Raw genomic sequence first — 20,219 nt, 5'->3', positions numbered from 1 at the left:
CGTCTCCTCCTCCATTACCAAAGGCTCGTCTCCGACGTTTTCCGTGCGAACCGGTTCACCATCAGCAGCAGCGTCAGGTTAATCAAGGAGTTGAATAGCCCAATTGCAGCGGTGTAACTGTATTCTCCCTTCAAAATCCCGGTGGTGTACACGAAGGTGGAAATGACGTCGCTCGCTTCGAGGTTCAAGTTGTTTTGCATGAGTAATATTTTCTCGAAGCCGATGTTCATGAATTGGCCGATGTCCAGAATGAGCAAAATGACGATGACAGGAACGATCCCTGGCAGGGAGACGTGCCAAATGCGCCGCATGCGGGAAGCTCCGTCCATCTTGGCCGCTTCGTACAGCTGCGGATTGATACCGCTAAGCCCCGCGATGTAAATGATCGATTGCCAGCCCATGTTTTGCCAAATGTTCGAGCCGATAAAAATCGTCTTGAACCAGCCTGCCGATTCCATGAAGCGGGTCGGCGATCCTCCCAAAGCCTGAATCAGTGTATTGATCGGGCCGGTAGGCGAGAGGAACACGGTTAAAATTCCTACGATAACTACAACCGAAATAAAGTGCGGGATGTAGGTAATGTTTTGCAGCAATTTGCTGTATGTTTTGCTGCTAATCTCGTTAATGAGTAATGCCAGCATAATCGGGATCGGGAAAGCAACCAGTAAAGAAATCAGATTGATGGACAGTGTGTTCCAGAGCAATCGCCCGAAATAGTAAGAATCGAAAAAACGCTTGAAATGCTCGAGCCCCACCCAACTACTGCCAAGGATTCCCTTGCCCGGGGCGAAATTTTTAAATGCAATCTGCAGCCCGTAAAGCGGGCCGTAATGAAACAGCAAATACCATGCGATCGGCAAAAGCAGCATGAGATACAAATCGTATCTCTTGGCGATTTGCCGGATAAGGCGGCTGCCCCGTTCCGGTCGGAACTGGGGCGCCGCGGCAGTCTCATGGATTTCTGCGTTCTTCATGAACATCCACTCCTATCCCATAGAGGATCTGCCTTATTTAGCCATTTTGTCATATGCGTCTTGATAAATTTGCTGAAGCTCTTCGATGTTCATCTTTTTCAAAGTGGACTGGAATTCATCCCACTTGTCGAAGCTCAATGAGCCTGCAATGAATTTCGTGCTTTGTTCTTCATAATACTTGTCGATATCATTGCGGAGCATATTCACCTTTTGAGCTGTTGCTTCGTCAAACATCGGAGCCGCATAACGGATTTTCGGCATGTACGGGTCCAGCGCCTTTTGCGCTTCCTGAACTTGCGGAGGATTGATGTACGAACCGACGTATTCACTGATCAGGTGAGGCGCGCCTCCGCCGGCATATGGCGTAAGCTTCGGTTGAGTCTCAGCCGTCGAGAACTCAGGCTTGTAGGTTGGAATTCCATCTACCAGCTCGTAGTGCTCGCCTTCCCGGCCGAATCTAAGCAGGGTCGAGCCTTCGTCGCTAAAGAAATAGTCGATCCAACGCATGGACACTTCAGGATATTTATTGACCGAAGTGATGGCAAATGCACCCTGGTCGCGCGGAACCGGAGCGTTTTGGCTTTGCAGTCGATCGCCATGCGGTCCTTCAAACGGTGCGATACCGGTATATTGATCGGAAATCGGCAGGAAGTTATTATTCGTCTGGTCAAAGAATATCCCTGTATTGCCGGAACCTTGTTTCGCCAAATATTGGGCTTCGGTTTGAGAGAATACTTCATGATCCAGCAGATTTTCCGCATACAGCTTGTTCAGGTACATAAGCAGTTCTTTGTTGCGCTCGCTTCCCATCCAGATTTCGACCTTGTCGTCTGCAATGTTGACGTTATAGCCGAATTGAAGGTCAAGACCGAACGATCCGCTGAAAGCAGCCACAATAGGAAGTCCAACCACACGAGAGGTCATAGGAATTTCATCCTTCTGTCCGTTTCCGTTCGGATCCTGATCGCGGAAAGCAACCAGCACATCATACAACTCATCAAGAGTTTCGGGCACCTTCAGGTTCAACTTTTCCAGCCAGGCCGTATTAATCCATCTCTTGTCTGTCCGGGCCGAATCTAGCGTAACAATGCCGGGAATCGTATAAATGTGACCTTCTGGCGTAGTGATCGATGCGCGAATTTCAGGATACTCTTCCATCAGTTTGTTAAGATTCGGTGCATAGTCCTTAATCAAATCTTCCAATGGAATCAGTTGCCCGCCGGCTCCGTAACGCACGGCTTCCAATGGAGTAATATTCGAGCGGTACATGATGTCAGGCAACTCATTGGATGCGAAGAGCAAGTTTTTCTTCTCCGGGAATCCGTCTGTCGGCGCTTCAATGAATTCCATCTGGACGTTGCTCATTTTTTCGTAATCCTGAAATACCGGCATCTCCTTGAAAGGTCCGTTGACCGGAGCGATCCGGGTGAACATTTTCAGCTTCACCGGCTCCTGTACAATCGGGAACCCATCTTTACTTACCGTCTGATTTCCCGTCCCCTTGGATGGCTCAGCAGCTTTGTTGCCATTGTTGCCATTGTTGCCCGAGCTGCAGCCCCCGAGCGCCAGAGCGGCAATAATCATCAAGCTCATCGCCGTTCTTCTCCATTGTCTTTGCATTACGAATACGACCTCCTTCATCTTGTTCCTTGCCTCGTGTTGTAAGCGTTTCCTTTGATGTGTTCCCATTATAGTTCAGCCGCTCGAACTGCAAATTCTACATATTTGACTATTTACTATACTTATTTTACGGATTTACTCACCCGGGCCGGCCGGCTCATATAAGCATGCGGCGTCATGCCGGTGGATTCCTTGAACACTTTGAAAAAGTAGTTATATGTGGTGAAGCCTACCTGACTGCTGATTTGTTTAACTGTAAACCGCCCGCTCTCCAGCAGCTTGCAGCTTGCGTCAATGCGAACCCGATTCACATATTCGGAGAAGGTCATCCGGGTCTCTTCCTTGAAAATCCGGCTCAAATAAGAAGTATTCAGCCCGATTGCCCCCGCTGCCAGCTCCAGCGTAATGTAGCTTTGATACCGTTCCAGAATGAGCATGATCGCTTGGGAGACATGCCTTGAATATGGACCGGATGCCTGACGCTCGCGAAGCCGGTCCAGTAAGCTCTCAAAGTAAGTAAGGAGCCATTGTTCGATTTCCGCCATGCTTCCGATATTCTCCAACTCTTCCCGGGAAGGTAATCCGACCGCCGCGGCATCGTCCATAGGCACGGTCTTCTCTCCGATCGAGAGTAATTCGCTGACGACCATCTGAACGCTTTGCGAATGAAGCGGCAGCTTCCGAATGGAGGTAAAGACGGCGGAGATCAACCGATGTACCTCTTCCTTATCAAGTCTTTCAATAGATAGAAGAAGCTGCTTCTGTTCCTCAATGGTCAACGAAAGACGCGGGCTGCTTGAACCGCGGTCCTCCTCCTTCAAGGAGGAGGAGGACGCATCGATGGACCGCTCCGCCCCGCGGTAACTGGCTTCGAGCTTGGACATGCTGCCGCAAATATGCCCGACCGCATAAATACATTTCAAATTCAGGAACAGCTCCAGCGAATGGCTGACATTGCTCATGAGCCTTGCAGCTTCACTGGCGGCGGCTTGTTCGCTTCGCTCCTTGAAGGCAAACACCACGCCCAGGCGGCCGTTCTCCACATATACCGCCATCCGCTCAGCGGGATCTCCAAGACTCTGCTGTACGAGTTCCACGGCTTGGCGGACCAGACGGTTGATCTGCATATCGCTGCGCGATTCTGTCAGAAGCCGGAACGGGACGATTTGGACCGCGGCTGCCGCAAACCGCACCGAATTGGCAAATAGCCGACTCTGCCGGATGTCCTCCTCCAGCGTTTGCGCAGCGCCCGGCACGCCGATAAGCATCTGAGCTACCGATTCGCGCACAGATTCCATCCCTTTCCCCTCGTCCGCTTCTCCGCCTGCCACCCTGGAACCAAGCTGCTTGGCTTCTTCCTGCAGCTCCTGTTCCGCTTTTTTCAGAATGGTGATCAGGGATTGTTCATCCAGGCGGTGTTTGAGCAAGTAATCGACGGCTCCGTTTCTAAGGCATTCGCGCACATAATCATAGTCATCATAGCTGCTGAGCATAATTGTCTTTACGGCCGAGCCTGAAGAGCCATAGACCCGCTGTACGCTTCACCGCTTAATTCAAAACCATGGCTCTTCCAATCCGACATCGCCCCCAAATGGTGATGCACCAGCGGTTCGTCATCTACTAACATTACTTGAAGCATCTGCTAGCTCACCTCCCTTGGAGATTGTTGGACCTGATCTATTTGAGGGAACCGGATTACAACCTTGGTGTACAGCCCTTCTTCACTGAACAGCTGAATTCCGTAGGGCTCCCCGTACATGATCCGGATTCTTTCATGCACGTTGCGCACACCCATGCCGCTAAAGCGGGACGGGCTCTCATTCTTGCTGGTATCCCCCAGAATGGAATCGATTTTCTCCTTGGATATTCCCGGCCCGTTATCCACAATTTCAATCATTAAGTCCCCTCTTTCCCCGTACACCCGGATGAGAATGAATCCGCCCTTCGCGGCCAAGCCTATTCCGTGCTGGATCGCATTTTCCACGATCGGCTGAAGCATTAGCTTCAATACCCGGCATTCCAGTAAAGCGTCATCCTCAACCTCGATATGGACAGGAATCGGTTCCATGTACTTATACTTCACGATGGAGACATAACAGTTCACATAATCCAGCTCCTCCCTGACGGTCAGGAACTCGTTGGAATTGCCAAGCACGCTTCGCATGAGTTCGATTAAGGAGCCGGATACCTCTTCGATATTCGGTACTCCGTTCAAATGGGCCAGGTACTTGATCGTATTAAGCGAATTGTAGAGAAAATGGGGGCGGATCTGCGCCTGCAGCGCCGTCAGCTCCGCCTCGTGCTTCGCCTGCTCGCTGATCCGGATGTCCTGCATCAAACGCTTTAAATCATCGATCATGCTAATGAACACCCGGTACAGATCGCCGATCTCGTCCTTCGTTTTGATTTCCGTTTTCGGAAAAGACAGATTTCCGTCCTTGACCCGCATCATCATCGTTTTTAACCGCCTGATTTGCAGGGTCGTACGCGAAGACATTTGCAGCGACCCGAGCAGAACCACGGCGAAGACAATGACCGAGACCTCGATCATCAGGTTACGGATTCGGACGGACTCGCTCAGCAGTGAGTCAAGGGGGACAAGCGCCCGGGTAACCCAGCCGGTATGCTCGGAGCGTTGGGTTACGACGATATAGGATTTGCCATCGATCTTTTGTTCCTTCGCTCCTTGGAACGTTCCCGCATTCCCATCAATGACCTGCTGCATTTGCGGCGAGACCGAGGACGGGGCGGAATCGGACTGGTACACAAGCTCCCCTTGTTCGTCCAGGACATATAGAATGCTGTCGGCGGTCGGTTTCACCCCGTACGTATTGCGGATGAAATCAAACTTCAAATCCACCATCACCACGCCGATCGTCTCCCGGTTATACCGAATGACCCGCCCGACGGAAATGGCATCCGAGGTGCCTTTTTGCTTGAAATAGGCATGGCGTTCTCCGTTGTTCAACATGAATTCCATCGTCTTCGTGTCCAGAAAACTGCGGTCGATCCACGGACTGCCCGTAAAGAATACTTTGCCGTTTAATCCGATCACCGCTATTCGGGATATATAAGGCTTGTAAGAGAACAGCCCCGATAGAAACTCGGTAAGCCTCTTCTGCTCCTGAAACCATTCGTAGCTGATTTCTTCACTGGGGCTCAGCACCGTATCGATCACCGTGTTCTTGTTCGTGACTGCGACCGTGTTCAGACGATCGATCTCCTCCAGCATGAGGTTGAGCGATTCATCGGCTTGGCGGATACTGTCCGCGACAGAAGTAACGGCGTTATGCTTGATCGTCTCTCGCATGTTCATGTAGACAATCGAGGCAATGGTCACGATGGAGAGAAGGCTGAGCAGCCCGAAGGCAAGAAATATTTTCCCCTGAATGCCAAGCTTCGGCGAAATTTTGCTGAATATTGATGTGAATTTCAAGTTGGCCCCTCCTTATCAAGTATCAGGGAAAATCACATGAAGTAAGCGCTATCAAAAAAGCGATTCATTCTTCAGCGGCTGCCGGCCGAGCGAACGTATAGCGGCGGCTTGTTGTAAAAGGACTTGAACGCCCGCGTGAACGTATACAGGTTCGGATAACCGAGCGATAAAGCGATTTCCGTCACGCTCGCATCGGTTTCGACCAGCAGTCGCCTGGCCTTCTCCATGCGGATGTTCTGAATATATTTTTGCGGGGAGACACCGACCTGATTGGTAAAAGCAGAGGAAAAATAGGAACGATGAACGCCGGCAAACGCCGCGACCTGCTGAACCGATATCCCCTCGGTAGCGTGAAGCTCCATAAAATCCATGCATTCGCGAATCCAGCCGGAAGGTTCCGAAGCATGTATAGCGGGCGATTCCGTCATCAGACCGGCCAACAATTCGCAGGCCAATCCTTGGAGCTCCAGTGAAACCGCCGGATTCCACCGCTCGAATCGCGCCATCGCGCCGAGCATGCGGTCCAATGCATCCTTAAGCGGCGGCGTCATTTTGTCGTTTGCAAACGGCCGCTCCGGTGTAATTCCGGCAAGCTTCAGCAGGGGCATGACCCGGCCTCCGTCCAGAGCCAGCCAGTTCATACGCAAAGGCTGTTCCGAAGGAAGCAAATAGTAATGGTAAGTCTGTCCCGGGAAAAGGCAGAACAAATCATCCTTCTGCAATTCCACCTGCTGATCCTCATATTCGAAGCTAATCTTCCCTTCCAGTACAAAATGAAGGCTGTAGCATTCAATTCTTTTCGGACCCACCTTGTAATTAGGCTTAGCGAGACTACGGCCCGCTCGAACAGGCCATAGCTGTCCCTCCCGATCCAAATCTCCGGGCGTGTAATAGATAAACTCGGCGTATTCGTAATCATATTCCTGCATATTCCATACCGCCTGAGACATAATCCCCCTCCTTAAATATAACAAAATGACAATTTCAATCTAACACTAAGCTATTTATAAATCGTTTACATTACAATATTATCATAATAGGAGGCGATTGAAATTGTCCAGTAGACCTAACATTTTACTAATCACAAGCGATCAACAGCATTGGAATACGATCGGTGCGTTCAATCCCGAAATATCCACGCCGAACTTGGATCGGCTGGCCCAGCAAGGAACGACATTCGGACGGGCCTATTGCCCGAATCCGACCTGTACCCCGAGCCGGTCCTCCATCGTTACAGGGATGTATCCAAGCCAGCACGGAGCATGGACGCTGGGGACGAAACTTCTGGAGGACCGTCATACCGTCGGAGAGGATTTCAGCGAAGCGGGGTACAAGACCTCTCTGATCGGCAAAGCTCATTTCCAGCCATTGAAATCCACGCCGGAATATCCTTCGAAGGAAGCTTATCCGATTTTGCAGGATTTGGATTATTGGAAGGGATTCAATGAGCCTTTCTATGGCTTCGACCATGTGGAGCTTGCCCGCAACCATACGAATGAAGCCCATATCGGCCAACATTACGCGCTTTGGATGGAGGAACAGGGCTGCACCAATTGGAGGGATTATTTCCTTCCGCCAACCGGAACGATGGACCCGGCGCAAACGTACAAATGGCCGATCCCCGAGAAATACCACTACAACACCTGGATCGCCGAGCGGAGCAATGCACGTCTTGAGGAGCATAAGAAATCCGGAGAGCCCTTCTTCTTATGGGCCAGCTTCTTCGATCCTCATCCCGAATATTTGGTGCCGGAGCCTTGGGATACGATGTACGATCCGGATAACCTGACCATTCCTGCCCTGGTGCCTGGAGAGCACGACAAAAATCCTCCGCATTTTGGCTTAACACAGGAAGAGAATCCTGATTTCACCCATCTGATGGAGACTGGGTTCGGTATTCACGGCTACCGTTCCCATCATTATTACGAATACGGAGAAAAAGCGAGATTAACCGAATATGACAAGAAGAAGCTGGTCGCCGTTTATTACGGAATGATCAGCATGATGGACAAATATATCGGCAAAGTCCTCGATAAGCTGGATGAACTGGGGCTGTCCGACAATACGCTCGTCGTCTTCACGACCGATCATGGCCACTTCTTCGGTCAGCACGGTCTCCAGGCCAAGGGCGGATTCCATTATGAGGACTTGATCAAGCTGCCGTTCATCGTCCGCTATCCTGACCAGGTACCCGCCGGCAAAGTCTCAAACGCAATCCAGTCCTTGGTGGATTTGGCGCCGACCTTCTTATCGTTTTGCAATCTGCCGATTCCATCGTCCATGACCGGCGTCGACCAAAAAGACGTATGGCTTGGCAGCAAGAAACTGGCGAGAGACCACGCAATTTGCGAATTCAGGCATGAGCCGTCGACAATTCATCAAAAGACGTACGTCGATGATCGTTATAAAATTACGGTTTACTACAATCAGACTTATGGGGAAATTTTCGATCTTCAGGAAGACCCGGCAGAGCTTCATAACTTATGGAGCGAACCGGGATGTGAATCCTTGAAAAGCGAGCTGCTGCTTAAATACATTTGGGCCGAACTCGGCAAAGAACCGTTGCCTATGCCGAGAATTCATCATGCGTGATGTCACCGGTTGTTTCGTCTGAGTGGAAGTCGAGTGGAAGCCGGGAAACCTATTTGAATGCAAAAAGCGTGAGCGTAAGGGCATTGCCCCTTCGCTCACGCTTTTTTTAAAAAATAACGATACCTGCCACAGCGGCCAGCAAAATCACACCAAAGGGATGGACCTTGTATTTGGTCACTAAGGTGAGGCACCCGGCACAGATCAGCAGCGTCCCGGCCATAGACCAGCTCAACAGAGATTCGCTCCGCCCGCTAAGACCGAAGTGGATCGCGGCGTAAATAATTAACCCCGTCACAACCGGACGCAATCCGTAAAACGACGATTTGACCAAATCATTGTTCTGCAATCTTATGAAGGAAGCCGTTAAAATAATTACGATAATTAAAGATGGCAAAATGATGCCGACCGTGGCCGCCACGGCCCCCAAAAAACCGCTTTGCGAGTATCCGATCAATGTGGCTGTATTCGTCGCAATGGAGCCGGGTGCCATTCCCGCCAAAGATACGATCTCCTGAAACTCTCCGGCCTCCACCCAACCTTTGCCTGCCACCTCCCGCTGAATTAGCGTCATTACCGCATAGCCGCCTCCGAACGAAATGAGCCCAACCTTGATAAAAACCAAAAACAACTGCCACAACATGCGATGATCACCCTTCAGATGTAGTATTCCGGGAAATGCAACTCCCGTTTCTCTTCGGTCTGCTCCTTTTCCGTTTTTACGAACATCCCTTTACTTCGCTTGAACAAGACGATAGCTATCCCGGCAATCGGACCGCCAAGGATTAGATAGAAAGAATGAATTCCCGTAAATAACAGAAGAATTACCGCAGAGGCCGCAATGATCAGCGTGGCGGTATCCAGAACGGATGATTTCCACATCTTGAAGGCTGCTAAAATAATTAAAGAAATGACCGCGGCATGAATGCCTTTCAGCGCGGCTTCCACCTTTGCGTTATCTTTAAAAATGACACTAAGAAAACTTAGCAGAAAAACAATGAAAAAAGTAGGCAGCGTTATCGCCGTTACAGCAGCCACCGCCCCCAGTACACCTCCGAGACGATAGCCGATAAATGCGGCGCAGTTCACCGCAACTCCCCCGGGAGCTGAGCCCGAGACGGACACCATGTCTCCCATTTCCTTTTCATCCATCCATCGCCTCTTACAAACGATCTCCTGTTCGATCGTGGCGATCATCGCATATCCTCCCCCAAAAGTGGAAGGACCGATTTTCAGAAAGACACCAAAAATATTAAAGATTAGTTTCATTTGCCGGGTAACCGTATGGTTCATCCCATTTCACCCTCTATTGTCTCGTTATGCTCATCTATAAGAAGCTATTAGCATTATAGCACATTAATTTCATTTTGGATTAAAGTTTTAGCCTACAATTGTAAATAATCCGATAAAACCTCATAATAGGTCTATATAATATAGATTTTAGCCCGAGAAAATTCCATTTTGATATTATGTCGACTATTCTGATGATATTAGCTGGAAATAACTTATTGATGCCGTTATACTTGTGATATCCCGACTAATTAACTTGGAAATGGAGAAAATACATATGATGCCTCATTCCAATTCTTCGATAAAAAAACAGGTTTACGATCGGATTTCCTATCTCGGGACCGTCTCCAAGGCCGATTTGTTGACTCATTTTTCTTTGACCAGCAGCAGCATGACCCGCCTGCTGGATGAAATGTCCTCACAAGGTTTGATCGTTGTCTCCGGACTGGGCAGTTCCACCGGCGGGAGAAAGCCGATTCTTTTCCAGACCAATCCGAAATACCGTTATATATTCGGTTTGGAAATATCCCGCATTTACTCCACGCTCGGCTTATATGACATGCACCTCAATACCATATCCGTGACCCGCTGGAAAATGGACGGCACTATGACGCCCGAGCGGCTAGTTTCACATGTCACGAATGGAGCCCGGGGATTTCTCTCCGAGCACGGAATTTCGACTAGCGACGTTCTAGGCATAGGAATCGGCGCGGTTGGCCCGCTGGATCAAAAGAAAGGAATCATTCTTGAACCGGAATTGTTCCCGGCTCCATCTTGGACAAACGTCCCGATTTGCGAAATGCTGGGGGAGTCGCTGGGGATTCCGGCCAAACTCGACAATGGTGCAAACACGGCCCTAATCGGTGAACATTGGGCGCTCCGGACCGAAAACATCCAGCACGCCCTCTACGTCCACGCAGGGGTTACCATTCGTTCGGCCATGATGTCAGGCGGGCAAATTCTTCGGGGTGCTGTCGATACCGAAGGGGCGGTCGGCCAAATGATCATTCAGGCTAACGGGCCAAGACTTAGCGGCAAAGGCAACTACGGGGCATTGGAAGCATTCGTGTCGGTACCGTCCCTTGAGGAGCGTGTCCGCACGCAGTTAAAAATAGGACGCAGCAGCCTGCTGTCCGGCCTTTCTCCGGAACAGGTCAACTTTGCCACCTTGGTCGACGCCCTTTCGCAAGGCGATCTTCTGGTCACGGAACAATTTAAAGAAACGGCAGCTTACTTGGGGATTGGACTGGCTAACCTGATTAATGCCCTGCATCCGGAGTACGTGATTTTAGGAGGGCCTCTCGTCAGCGCGCATCAACTGGTCTTGGATGTCTCGCTGGAGGTCGCCAAGAAGAACATTTACCACTTTCCGGAATACAGCCCGGTCTTTACTCAGGGCGTGCTTACCGATGAGGCAGTAGCCACCGGAGCGGCCATTATGATTCTTCAGTCATGGGAAGGAAACTAAGGTCATCAAGCATTTACTTGTACTGGTAAGCCGAGCAGTGCATACACCCGGCTGCTTGCCCTGCCAGGTTAGTGCTTGAGCATGGACGGAAATGCCTTTCATGAGAAACTTCATGGTCGTTCCATGCAGGATATGGTATATTGTGGTTAAACGGGTTCAATTTTTTATGTTTTGTTGTGAAACCGGTTTCCCTAACCTAATGCCGGGAGGAATGCTCATGAAAGTTACGATTCAAGATATTGCAAAGGCAGCCAACGTAGCGAAATCCACCGTATCGAAAGTACTTAACGATTCTCCGAAGATCTCTAAGGAGACCAAAACCAGAGTACGGGAGATCATGGAGCAAATGAACTACACACCCAGCAGCATCGCAACGCGCTTGGCTAAGCGGAGTAGTCATAATATAGGGATGCTCATTGATATGGCCCGGGAAAGCGAGTATATGAACCCGTTCTTCCTTAATATCATATCCGGTATCGAGAGCGTCATCGGCCCGATGAAGTACGAATTGACGATTGCCAATATGCAGCAGGACGACCCGGAACGTAACGTAATAAACCGGCTTGTCCGTAGCGGCCGCATCGACGGATTGATTGCTAACAATGCTATTATGAGCGAAGATATGGTCAAGACATTGAACAGCCTCGACTTCCCTTTCGTGACGATCGGTGAATTTCATTCCTTGCCTGTACCATGGGCGGACTATGATAATGCCGAAGGGGGCCGGATGCTTACCGGTCATTTACTTGATGAAGGCTATCGCGACATCGCTTTTATCGGAGGGGAACCGTTAGAGAGAATCTTCACCAAACGCCACCAAGGATACAGGCAAGCCCTGCTGGAAGCCGGAATACCGTATCGGGAAGACCGCACCATTCACGGTGTAGCCGATGAGAATCACGGCTATCAAGCCGTGCTGGAATTGCTAAGAAACGATCATCCGCCGGACTCGCTCGTGTGCATGAACAATTACTCCGCCTTTGGGGCACTAAAGGCAATTCAACAAGCGGGTATAGCCATCCCCCGTGAAATTGGTATTGCGACGTTTGACGATTATCCGTTCTCGCCGCATACAAATCCGCCGCTTACAAGCCTTTTCATCGATACATTCCAGTTGGGCGCTACGGCGGGCAGAATGCTGATCGAAGTAATGAACCAACCTGACCTTCCTTATCCTTCCTTACTTCTTCAACCAAAACTTAATATACGGGAATCAACCCTCAAAAGAAAAGCCGGACTGGAGTGAGACTCCTGTCCGGCTCTTTCTTTCCTTTATTACTATAAATCCTTCCAACGAGCGACGGTAACCGGGATGGTCTGCGCGCCTCCGGACGGGCTCAGCGTCCGATTATTGACGTCAGCCCCATTGGCTCCAACTTCTACGCTTGTCCATGAGCCCCTTGTAAATTTGTATTGAACCGCCGTCCCCGTCGGCCAGTTCAATGTAATGCTATAAGTTCCGTCGCTCTCCTTCGTCAACTGATATGCAGAATCGGCCGCATTCCAGCTGTTAAAGCTGCCGGAGATATACACCGGACTGTCAACCGGTGTGTTCGTCGGCACTGATACCCGGAACGTCACACTGTCCGCTTGCGGTTCGCCCGGGCTCAAATTCCCGTTCACCAGGCTCGACGGTCCGCTTCCAAAGTGATAATTATTTCCTCCATTATTGTCCCACGAGCCCGCTCCGTTATTGAACGCTGCCGTCAATCCCGTAGCTGAGCCAAGATCAATCGTGGCGACGCTGTAGCCGGCGAACGGTGAAGAACTCATTTGCACGCCCGGTGCCGTCGTCCAGGTCGTAGATCCGTCCAGTTTGTAATGAATGTATTTGGACGAGAACGAATCGTTCTTGTAGTAGATCGTTGCCGTATTCCCCGCTTGAGTCGTGACGGTAGCGGCCGCGCTCTCAGCAGATACATTACCCGCCGCATCGTAGGCCTTCACCGTGTAATTGTAAGTTGTGTTTCCAGCCAAGCCAGTATCACTATAGCTTGTTGTAGCCGTAGTTCCGACCTTCGTGCCGTTGCGGTACACTTCGTATCCGGTCACCGCCACGTCGTCCGTTGACGCCGTCCACGTTACGGTTGCTGAAGTACCGGATGCCGTCGCGCTCACGTTTTGCGGCACGCTCGGGGCGTTCCCATCAACGATTGGCCCTCCCGCCGTGATATGGCCGGTCGGGGTGTATGTCCATGTGCCAACGCCGAAAAGATAGTTTTGCGAATTGTTGCTGTCCCACGTTCCGGCGCCATTATTGAAGCAGGCTTCCAACTGGGTAGCCGTACCGATGTTGATCGTGATTTTGTTATATCCCGCATATTCTGAGGCTGGAATCGGTACGCCCGGAGCCGTCGTCCATGTTCCTCCTGCCGGACGATAATGAATATACGGTGTCGTAAAGCCTTGTTTATAATAGATCGTCACATTATTGCCTGCTGCCGTCGTAACAAGCGCTGCTGCACTGAACGCCGACAAGTTGCCCGCCGCATCGTAAGCCTTCACCGTATAGGAGTAAGACGTACTTGCCGCTAGCCCCGTATCCGTATAAGAAGTTGTAGCCGTAGTTCCAACCTTGACCCCATTTCTGTAAACTTCATAGCCTGTGACGGCGACATTGTCACTCGACGCGCTCCATGTAATTGTTGCTGAAGAAGACGAAGATGCAGTAGCGCTCACGTTCTGCGGCACGCTCGGCGCCTCCGTGTCCGGTGCTCCCGTCTTAACCGTTGCCGGTGGCGAGCTGGCTGCGGACTTGTTACCCGCCGCATCATAAGCCTTTACCGTATAGGAGTATGTCGTATTTACCGACAGGCCGCTATCGATATAAGAAGTGCCGTTCGCCGTTCCGACCTTGACGCCGTCCCGGTACACTTCATAGCCGGTAACCCCGACATTGTCGCTCGATGCCGTCCAGGTCAGCTTCACGCTAGTGGAGCTCTGAACGGTTGCCGTGACATTACCCGGAACTGTCGGAGCTGTCGTGTCCGATTGCGCCTTCGCGTATATTTTGGAGGAGTTGGCCCCGATGCTTACCGTAATCTGCTTGCCCGTCACACCTCCGGAGGCCACGGTTACCGTGTCGGAAGTATTGAGCTGATTCACCAGCACAGTACCGACCGCAAGCGTGCTTTCGACGCGAAGCGGGATCGTCACCGTCTGTGTACCGCTGGAAGCGTTACTGAAGACGGAAATGACCTCTTGACCCGTGTTGGCACCACTATCCATGCGGCGGGAGAAGGCGTACAGATTCTGAGCCGACCACATTTCACGCTGGGTGCCTTTGCGCAGAGCCTCGTGATTTTTGCGAATCTGATTTAGCTTCGCCACATATTTATAGGTGCTCGTATTTTCGTTGAAATAGTCTTGAATGACATTGCCGTTGGCGTCGCGCTTCACCATCGACCAACGGTTCCACGTATCGGCGATGCCTCCGGTAATAATGGAGCCGTTGCCGTTACCCTTGTTCTGCTCGGTGCCTTGGAAGACGACAGGTACGCCGCGCACCGTGAAGATAAAGGTCAGCGCGTTTTGCAATTTTTCGACGCTTCCTCCCGCTTCGGTCAAGAACCGGTTACGGTCGTGGTTGTCGATAAACGTTACCATATGATTGGCGTTGCCGTTATAGTATGAGTCCTGAGCCAATGTGCTCTTGATGTTGGATTCGAAAGACTGACCGTAAGCGAAGCTGTTTAGAACCGAGAAGAACAGCGGGAAGTCAAGCATTCCCCATTCTTTGTTCTGGCCTACCCAGCGCGAGACGAATTCCGCGTTGCCGTCGAAATTTTCCCCGAACGTATTCACGCCGAGCAAGTTCTGCAGTTCGCCGATGTCCGTCGGCTTGATCAGCTTCGCCGCATCCACGCGTGCTCCGTCGGCTCCCGTATAATCGAACCAGCCTTTAATCGAACTAAAGATGGCGGATTTGGCCGCAGGCACGTCGAAGTCAATATCGTCGAGTCCGGCCAAGTCGTGATTCTCGATGTAGTCCTGGGCCCATTGCGTGTAGTTGCCGTCAACGAGCGACCAGTTGATATCCCCGTTGTGGTGATACCAGGAAGGATTATTGAATGGAGCCGCCGGCTGCAGGCTCGGAATGTCATAGTAAGCTTGTGTCCCGAGCATGTAGTCACCGACATGGTTCGGCACGACGTCGATGATGACCTTGATCCCGAGCGCGTGCGCGCTGTCCACGAGTTCCTTCAGCTTTTCCTTCGTACCGAAGTATGGATTCGCGGCGTTGGGATCCTTCACGTTGTAACCGTGATAAGCCGTGTTGCGGCCGGTTCCGTTATTGTCCCGGTTCGTCATCTGCGGCTCGGCGACAGGAGAAATCCAGATTGCCGTATAGCCCATGTTGTGAATATACGGAAGCTTATCAATAACTCCCTGCCAATCCCCGCCCTTCATGTAGCGGAAATCTTCCTCGCCGTTCTCGGCATACCGGATGGCAGCTCCCGTGGCATTGTTCGACTTATCACCGTCGTGGAACCTGTCCACCATGATTTGATAGATGGTGTCGTTCTCATCCACGGTGCCAATACTTGCGGCGTGCGCTTGTTTCGGTGCAACAATGAACGCATTCACGGTAATCGACAGGAACATGATGGCGACCATAAAGATTTGAGTTAAGCGACGCTTATTAATCATCAATTTAATCCCTCCTTTGATTTATAAAGCGCTTACAAAAGGTAGTTCGTCTCTCTTCCCGTTACTCTCATCTGCCAACCTGCCACTGTTGTATGCTACTGTTTGTCCGGCTGCGAACTCCGGCTTGCCGATTTTATTCCTTTCGCGAACCTTTCGCTTCCGCTCAGCTCCTTCCAGGTTCATATAATTTCACCACAAAGGGAAACCGGTTTTCCAACAAGAAAATATCATGATTTTGCGTTGTTGTCAATATATGGATTATTAAAAGCTTTTTCCAAACTTCTCCTCTGATCTTGTCGTCCAGCGCTCCGTAAATGTCATAAATATCTTGATCCGTCGAGACATTTCCTTCAAAAAAAGAGGCAACTCACCTGCCCGTTCTTGCGGAAGAAAAACAAAAAAACTCCAGATTTCTCTGGAGTTTAGCATGTTATGTATGGTGCGGTCGAGAGGATTCGAACCTCCACGGGGGTTAGCCCACACGGACCTGAACCGTGCGCGTCTGCCAATTCCGCCACGACCGCATGTTGTCTGACTTGCAGGAAAGTGTTTTCCGCAGCGACAAGATATAATATACCACGCCGGTTATTTCGAGTCAACAGAAATTTAGTTCAAGCACTTTTAATCTCATGGGAATCGGGTTAAAATAGGAACACAAGTTCCCTTTAGAGATTTAATATGTATACAAAGGTGGTGTTCAAATGAAGGTTCCCGGCATGACGGAAGAAGAATTGGTGCTAATTCGAAGCGTAATTCTACTCCTAATCACCCGACGTATTTTGCAGCGTGATGCCCGTGTTTTAAAAGAATGCAGCACTTTGAGGAATCCAGAACTTTATACAGATATGATCCATATCGCAGAACAACGCGCATGTTTGATTCAGGAAGAGATTGGGGCGGAGCTCCAACAACTCGGAATCACATTAATCGGACTACACCAGGACGATCAAGGGGTTGAAGCCGAATATCTCTGCAGAGAATATCGTGGTCACATGAAAATATCGTGGCAGGCTCTCCAGAGGGAAACTTCTTTCCGGATCCGAGCCTATTTAGGAAGCGCTGGGGTTCCTCTTCCAATGTGATCAACAAGTCGTCGTTCTGATCGTAAAAAAAACACCCCTACAGACCAATATTTTCATCTGCAGGGGCACCTTGAACGGGTAATTTTTATATTTTCATTACGGTTTCCTTGGGTAAACACATTAGTATCTTGCCACGGCGCTAGTTAATCGGAGTTTCCCCCAAGGCTTCCTGAACCCGGATCACGCCCTGAGACAAAGCATTTCCGGCCAGTGCCGCCGAGGCGACGGCTACCGTCTCCAGAAGCTCCGCTTCGGACGCTCCTTTGGATTTGGCTTCAGAGGCGTGATAATACGTGCACACTTCATTGTTGGTGGACAACGCAATGCCTAGGGCAATGAGTTGCTTCGTCTTTGCATCCAGCACTCCGTCGCCAAAGCTTTCTCCGGTAAAGGCATGGTAAGCCTCCGTCGCACCGGGAACCGCTTCTCCGTAATGACTGATCTGATCTTTATAAGCCTTGATTTTGTCGTTGACGAGTGACATAAGGTATTAGCTTCCTTTCTGCAGGAGATTAACTTCCTACCTTACGTTGTCCCGCCATGCCAAAAATATGCTATTCCTCCGGCAAAACCCTCGGTTCCCGGGAAGGACGGTAGCTATAGCTCCGGTCCAGCTTGACTACATTCCGGTTCGGTCTTCGAATCAATACATGAGTTTCATCCCACGCGACGACAATGCCCCGGATATCGTTCTCGGGGATCGCGTCCCTCACAACGCGCACCTTTTCCCCGGACAGTCTATATTCATTCAACTCTTCATCGGAAATCATTGAAATCACCGCCTTATAAGAAACTTACATTCATTATCTTAACAAAAAAAGACTCCGCAGCAAACTGACGGAGTCCTTGAATATTCCATACTTTCTATCCGGCATCACTTAGTCTCATCAAGAACCGACCGACCAGCCTGCGGCTAATTGTGATACACCCTTAACGCTGAGCATGCTCCTTGCTGTCGTTCTTCTCAAACCAGAAATCAAGCACTTTCGCGGACATGACCCGTTGCTGCAAGTAAACAACCTGCTGCGGACTGAACTCCTCTTTCCAGGCAACACCGAGTTCCTCGCACAGCCCCGCGATCGTCAGCAGTTGTGACCAGGCCACGTAGCGCTTATACCAGAAGAACTGGGGATGCTCAAGCATATAGGGATAAAGGTCATCAAATTCCGTATGTTTGCAATCCAGGGCACGCTCGAAAGTCACCTTGGCTTCGGACAATTTTGAAATAAAAAATTCCGCGTTCACTACAGATTCATTCCCCATTTTGTAAGCCTCCTCTCCCTAGTAATCCTCATTATAACGAAAAAAAAGAGGCCTGCAAAGAACTGTTGCAAAATTGGAACCAATTAATTTTCATGTTTTCGTTCTAGTCCGCGAAAATGATGTCTCCGCCCTCCAGCGAAGCGATTTTAGCGAGCGACTCCAAACGCACTCCCTGCTCGCGCAACGCATTCGCACCGAGCTGGAAGCATTTTTCGACCACGATACCTGCGCCGACCAACGTTGCTCCGGAACGTTCAATGATTTTCACGAGACCTCTGGCTGCATCTCCATTAGCGATAATGTCGTCGATGAACAGAATCCGGTCATCCGGCGAAATAAATTCCCGGGAAATCAATATATCCGTCACGATGCCCTTCGTAAACGAAGGAACCCGTTCGCATAGCATGTCCGGTTCAGCGAGCAGCGTTTTTTTGCGGCGGGCAAATACCAGCGGTACCCCAAGCTCATAGGCCGTAGCAAAAGCGACGGCAATTCCTGAGGATTCTACCGTAACTACCCGGGTTACGCCGTCATCCCGGAACCGTTCCGCAAATTGTTTGCCCATTTCCATCGTCAGCGCCGGATCGACCTGGTGATTCAGCAGTGCATCCAGCTTCAATACCTGATCCGATACGACCACGCCCTGCTCCACGATTGCTTGTTTCAATTTCTCCATTCCATTTCCTCCCGAACTAGATCTCATTTAGAGTTTGAGTCATGTCCCGTTCCCGGACAACATACCTTGTACTATATATAGCACATCGGCCGGGGGGAAAACCATGAAAAATGCCGTAAAAGTTATGCAAATCGCTTTCACTTATATCGGCACCGTCGTCGGCGCCGGCTTTGCTACAGGCCAGGAAATACTCCAGTTTTTTACCCGATACGGCAAATGGGCGGCCTTGACCATCCTCCTGTCAACGGTTCTGTTCATTTGGCTGGGCACCAAAATGATGCTGCTGGCGAGACAAATCAAAGCGGAATCGTATGAGGATCTCAACCGCAAGCTATTCGGCGACCGGATCGGCCAAAGTCTAAGCCTGTTTACCATGGTTGTTCTGATCGGCGTCAACAGCGTGATGCTGGCTGGAGCCGGATCGGTATTTATGGAGCATTTCGGAATGCATTATCAGATCGGCTTGTGGATTACACTCATTTGTACCTATCTGTTGCTTGGACGAGGCATCGGGGGCGTTATGAAGCTGAATTCCATTGTCGTTCCCATGATGCTGACCTTATCGCTGGCCATCATTTTCAATACCGCGGGCTCCCCGGGGGCGTCGCGGTTCTTCACCATTACCACAGATGCTCCTTTGCTCGCCGCCTGGGCCTCACCGCTGATGTATACCGCCTTTAATTTGTCGATGGCCCAAGCCGTGCTGGTCCCGATCGGCAGCCATACGGAGAGCCGCAGAACCATCGTTTGGGGCGGCATTCTCGGCGGTGCGGGCGTCGGGTTTATGCTGATGGCGGGACATTTCGCCCTCTCGGCCTACATGCCCGGCATCGTCCAGTTCGAAATTCCGATGGGCAGCATCGCCCAACAGCTAGGCACCGTCATTCAGCTCATTTATATCGTTCTCATTTTTATGGAGATCTTCAGTACGTTCGTCGCCGATGTATACGGGGTAACCCTCCAATTGAAGCAACGCCTGAAAATCTCTCCGAAACTGATCTCCATCAGTATTCTGATCATCTGCTATCTGACAAGCCAGTTCGGATTCAGCGCGCTCTTGTCTATCCTCTATCCCGCGTTTGGTTTGTTCAGCCTGCTCTGGGCGGTCATGTTAGGATTGTATCGGTCAAACGATAGATCGTAGCATCCGGCCGCACAATGCGCTCTTTAC

Annotated in this window: 18 protein-coding genes and 1 tRNA gene; 5 read left to right on the top strand and 14 right to left on the bottom strand. The window is 50.6% G+C overall.

The window, feature by feature from the left end; translation table 11 throughout:
* Positions 1-14: 14 nt before the first annotated feature.
* From KB559_RS07540 to KB559_RS07520, 6 genes are all read right to left on the bottom strand, one after another.
* Complete coding sequence (locus tag KB559_RS07540; RefSeq protein ID WP_211021120.1) at positions 15-974, bottom strand: ABC transporter permease; 960 nt, start codon at positions 972-974, stop codon at positions 15-17.
* 33 nt (positions 975-1,007) lie between these two features.
* Positions 1,008-2,594: an extracellular solute-binding protein gene (locus KB559_RS07535; RefSeq protein ID WP_211021119.1), complete on the bottom strand. Its 1,587-nt coding sequence runs from the start codon at positions 2,592-2,594 to the stop codon at positions 1,008-1,010.
* A gap of 122 nt (positions 2,595-2,716) precedes the next feature.
* The gene (locus KB559_RS07530; RefSeq protein ID WP_247681649.1) at positions 2,717-4,087 is read right to left on the bottom strand and encodes a helix-turn-helix domain-containing protein; all 1,371 of its coding nucleotides are present in this window, start codon (positions 4,085-4,087) and stop codon (positions 2,717-2,719) included.
* Between the two features lie 8 nt (positions 4,088-4,095).
* Positions 4,096-4,233: a response regulator gene (locus KB559_RS25100; RefSeq protein ID WP_247681648.1), complete on the bottom strand. Its 138-nt coding sequence runs from the start codon at positions 4,231-4,233 to the stop codon at positions 4,096-4,098.
* A gap of 3 nt (positions 4,234-4,236) precedes the next feature.
* Positions 4,237-6,030 carry a sensor histidine kinase gene (locus tag KB559_RS07525; protein ID WP_211021118.1) on the bottom strand — a complete coding sequence of 598 codons (1,794 nt, stop codon included), beginning with the start codon at positions 6,028-6,030 and terminating at the stop codon, positions 4,237-4,239.
* A 71-nt stretch (positions 6,031-6,101) separates the two neighbouring features.
* Entirely contained in the window at positions 6,102-6,980 is an 879-nt protein-coding gene (locus tag KB559_RS07520; RefSeq protein WP_348772898.1) for a helix-turn-helix transcriptional regulator, read from the bottom strand.
* A 103-nt stretch (positions 6,981-7,083) separates the two neighbouring features.
* On the opposite strand from KB559_RS07520, the gene KB559_RS07515 reads away from it, so the two are divergent.
* Complete coding sequence (locus KB559_RS07515; protein ID WP_211021117.1) at positions 7,084-8,622, top strand: sulfatase family protein; 1,539 nt, start codon at positions 7,084-7,086, stop codon at positions 8,620-8,622.
* 106 nt (positions 8,623-8,728) lie between these two features.
* Here KB559_RS07515 and KB559_RS07510 read toward each other — a convergent pair whose 3' ends face one another.
* Together KB559_RS07510 and KB559_RS07505 are read right to left on the bottom strand one after the other, a co-directional pair.
* On the bottom strand, positions 8,729-9,262 hold the full coding sequence (locus KB559_RS07510) for a chromate transporter (protein ID WP_211021116.1): 534 nt from the start codon (positions 9,260-9,262) through the stop codon (positions 8,729-8,731).
* 14 nt (positions 9,263-9,276) lie between these two features.
* The gene (locus tag KB559_RS07505) at positions 9,277-9,888 is read right to left on the bottom strand and encodes a chromate transporter (protein WP_247681647.1); all 612 of its coding nucleotides are present in this window, start codon (positions 9,886-9,888) and stop codon (positions 9,277-9,279) included.
* 298 nt (positions 9,889-10,186) lie between these two features.
* Between KB559_RS07505 and KB559_RS07500 the strand changes: the two genes are divergently transcribed.
* Together KB559_RS07500 and KB559_RS07495 are read left to right on the top strand one after the other, a co-directional pair.
* Positions 10,187-11,377, top strand: coding sequence for an ROK family protein (locus KB559_RS07500; RefSeq protein WP_211021499.1), 1,191 nt, complete (start codon positions 10,187-10,189; stop codon positions 11,375-11,377).
* Between the two features lie 217 nt (positions 11,378-11,594).
* Positions 11,595-12,623 (top strand): LacI family DNA-binding transcriptional regulator, encoded by a 1,029-nt coding sequence (locus KB559_RS07495; RefSeq protein ID WP_211021114.1) that lies wholly within the window; start codon positions 11,595-11,597, stop codon positions 12,621-12,623.
* Positions 12,624-12,655: 32 nt separating this feature from the next.
* On the opposite strand, the gene KB559_RS07490 is transcribed toward KB559_RS07495, so the two are convergent.
* Both KB559_RS07490 and KB559_RS07485 read right to left on the bottom strand, forming a co-directional pair.
* Positions 12,656-16,027, bottom strand: a complete 3,372-nt coding sequence (locus tag KB559_RS07490) for an alpha-amylase family glycosyl hydrolase (protein WP_247681646.1) — start codon at positions 16,025-16,027, stop codon at positions 12,656-12,658.
* 437 nt (positions 16,028-16,464) lie between these two features.
* Positions 16,465-16,551, bottom strand: a tRNA-Leu gene (locus tag KB559_RS07485).
* Between the two features lie 177 nt (positions 16,552-16,728).
* Between KB559_RS07485 and KB559_RS07480 the strand changes: the two genes are divergently transcribed.
* Positions 16,729-17,109, top strand: coding sequence for a YhjD family protein (locus KB559_RS07480; protein ID WP_211021113.1), 381 nt, complete (start codon positions 16,729-16,731; stop codon positions 17,107-17,109).
* Positions 17,110-17,248: 139 nt separating this feature from the next.
* Here the strand turns inward: KB559_RS07480 and KB559_RS07475 are convergent, their stop codons facing one another.
* The 4 genes from KB559_RS07475 to KB559_RS07460 all read right to left on the bottom strand — a co-directional run bounded on the left by KB559_RS07475 (position 17,249) and on the right by KB559_RS07460 (position 19,048).
* A complete protein-coding gene (locus KB559_RS07475) occupies positions 17,249-17,593 on the bottom strand; it encodes a carboxymuconolactone decarboxylase family protein (RefSeq protein WP_211021112.1) in 345 nt (114 codons plus the stop codon).
* Between the two features lie 70 nt (positions 17,594-17,663).
* Positions 17,664-17,879 (bottom strand): hypothetical protein, encoded by a 216-nt coding sequence (locus tag KB559_RS07470; protein WP_211021111.1) that lies wholly within the window; start codon positions 17,877-17,879, stop codon positions 17,664-17,666.
* 160 nt (positions 17,880-18,039) lie between these two features.
* Positions 18,040-18,372, bottom strand: a complete 333-nt coding sequence (locus KB559_RS07465; RefSeq protein WP_211021110.1) for a hypothetical protein — start codon at positions 18,370-18,372, stop codon at positions 18,040-18,042.
* Between the two features lie 103 nt (positions 18,373-18,475).
* A complete protein-coding gene (locus KB559_RS07460; RefSeq protein WP_211021109.1) occupies positions 18,476-19,048 on the bottom strand; it encodes a xanthine phosphoribosyltransferase in 573 nt (190 codons plus the stop codon).
* A gap of 103 nt (positions 19,049-19,151) precedes the next feature.
* On the opposite strand from KB559_RS07460, the gene KB559_RS07455 reads away from it, so the two are divergent.
* Complete coding sequence (locus KB559_RS07455; RefSeq protein ID WP_211021108.1) at positions 19,152-20,192, top strand: YkvI family membrane protein; 1,041 nt, start codon at positions 19,152-19,154, stop codon at positions 20,190-20,192.
* The last annotated feature ends 27 nt before the right edge of the window (positions 20,193-20,219 follow it).

The organism is Paenibacillus sp. Marseille-P2973, from assembly GCF_018101095.1.
Classification (GTDB): Bacteria; Bacillota; Bacilli; order Paenibacillales; family Paenibacillaceae; genus Fontibacillus; species Fontibacillus vini.
This window is presented reverse-complemented; position numbering and strand designations above follow the sequence as displayed.

Excerpts from the sequence above, each read along its gene's own strand:
- KB559_RS07480 (WP_211021113.1), top strand. The coding sequence starts at position 16,729 with ATGAAGGTTCCCGGCATGACGGAAGAAGAATTGGTGCTAATTCGAAGC.
- KB559_RS07465 (WP_211021110.1), bottom strand. The coding sequence starts at position 18,372 with ATGGGGAATGAATCTGTAGTGAACGCGGAATTTTTTATTTCAAAATTG.
- KB559_RS07540 (WP_211021120.1), bottom strand. The coding sequence starts at position 974 with ATGAAGAACGCAGAAATCCATGAGACTGCCGCGGCGCCCCAGTTCCGA.
- KB559_RS07500 (WP_211021499.1), top strand. The coding sequence starts at position 10,187 with ATGATGCCTCATTCCAATTCTTCGATAAAAAAACAGGTTTACGATCGG.
- KB559_RS07495 (WP_211021114.1), top strand. The coding sequence starts at position 11,595 with ATGAAAGTTACGATTCAAGATATTGCAAAGGCAGCCAACGTAGCGAAA.
- KB559_RS07505 (WP_247681647.1), bottom strand. The coding sequence starts at position 9,888 with ATGAAACTAATCTTTAATATTTTTGGTGTCTTTCTGAAAATCGGTCCT.
- KB559_RS07535 (WP_211021119.1), bottom strand. The coding sequence starts at position 2,594 with ATGCAAAGACAATGGAGAAGAACGGCGATGAGCTTGATGATTATTGCC.
- KB559_RS07530 (WP_247681649.1), bottom strand. The coding sequence starts at position 4,087 with ATGCTCAGCAGCTATGATGACTATGATTATGTGCGCGAATGCCTTAGA.
- KB559_RS07455 (WP_211021108.1), top strand. The coding sequence starts at position 19,152 with ATGAAAAATGCCGTAAAAGTTATGCAAATCGCTTTCACTTATATCGGC.
- KB559_RS07510 (WP_211021116.1), bottom strand. The coding sequence starts at position 9,262 with ATGTTGTGGCAGTTGTTTTTGGTTTTTATCAAGGTTGGGCTCATTTCG.
- KB559_RS07520 (WP_348772898.1), bottom strand. The coding sequence starts at position 6,980 with ATGTCTCAGGCGGTATGGAATATGCAGGAATATGATTACGAATACGCC.
- KB559_RS07490 (WP_247681646.1), bottom strand. The coding sequence starts at position 16,027 with ATGATTAATAAGCGTCGCTTAACTCAAATCTTTATGGTCGCCATCATG.
- KB559_RS07470 (WP_211021111.1), bottom strand. The coding sequence starts at position 17,879 with ATGATTTCCGATGAAGAGTTGAATGAATATAGACTGTCCGGGGAAAAG.
- KB559_RS25100 (WP_247681648.1), bottom strand. The coding sequence starts at position 4,233 with ATGCTTCAAGTAATGTTAGTAGATGACGAACCGCTGGTGCATCACCAT.
- KB559_RS07460 (WP_211021109.1), bottom strand. The coding sequence starts at position 19,048 with ATGGAGAAATTGAAACAAGCAATCGTGGAGCAGGGCGTGGTCGTATCG.
- KB559_RS07475 (WP_211021112.1), bottom strand. The coding sequence starts at position 17,593 with ATGTCACTCGTCAACGACAAAATCAAGGCTTATAAAGATCAGATCAGT.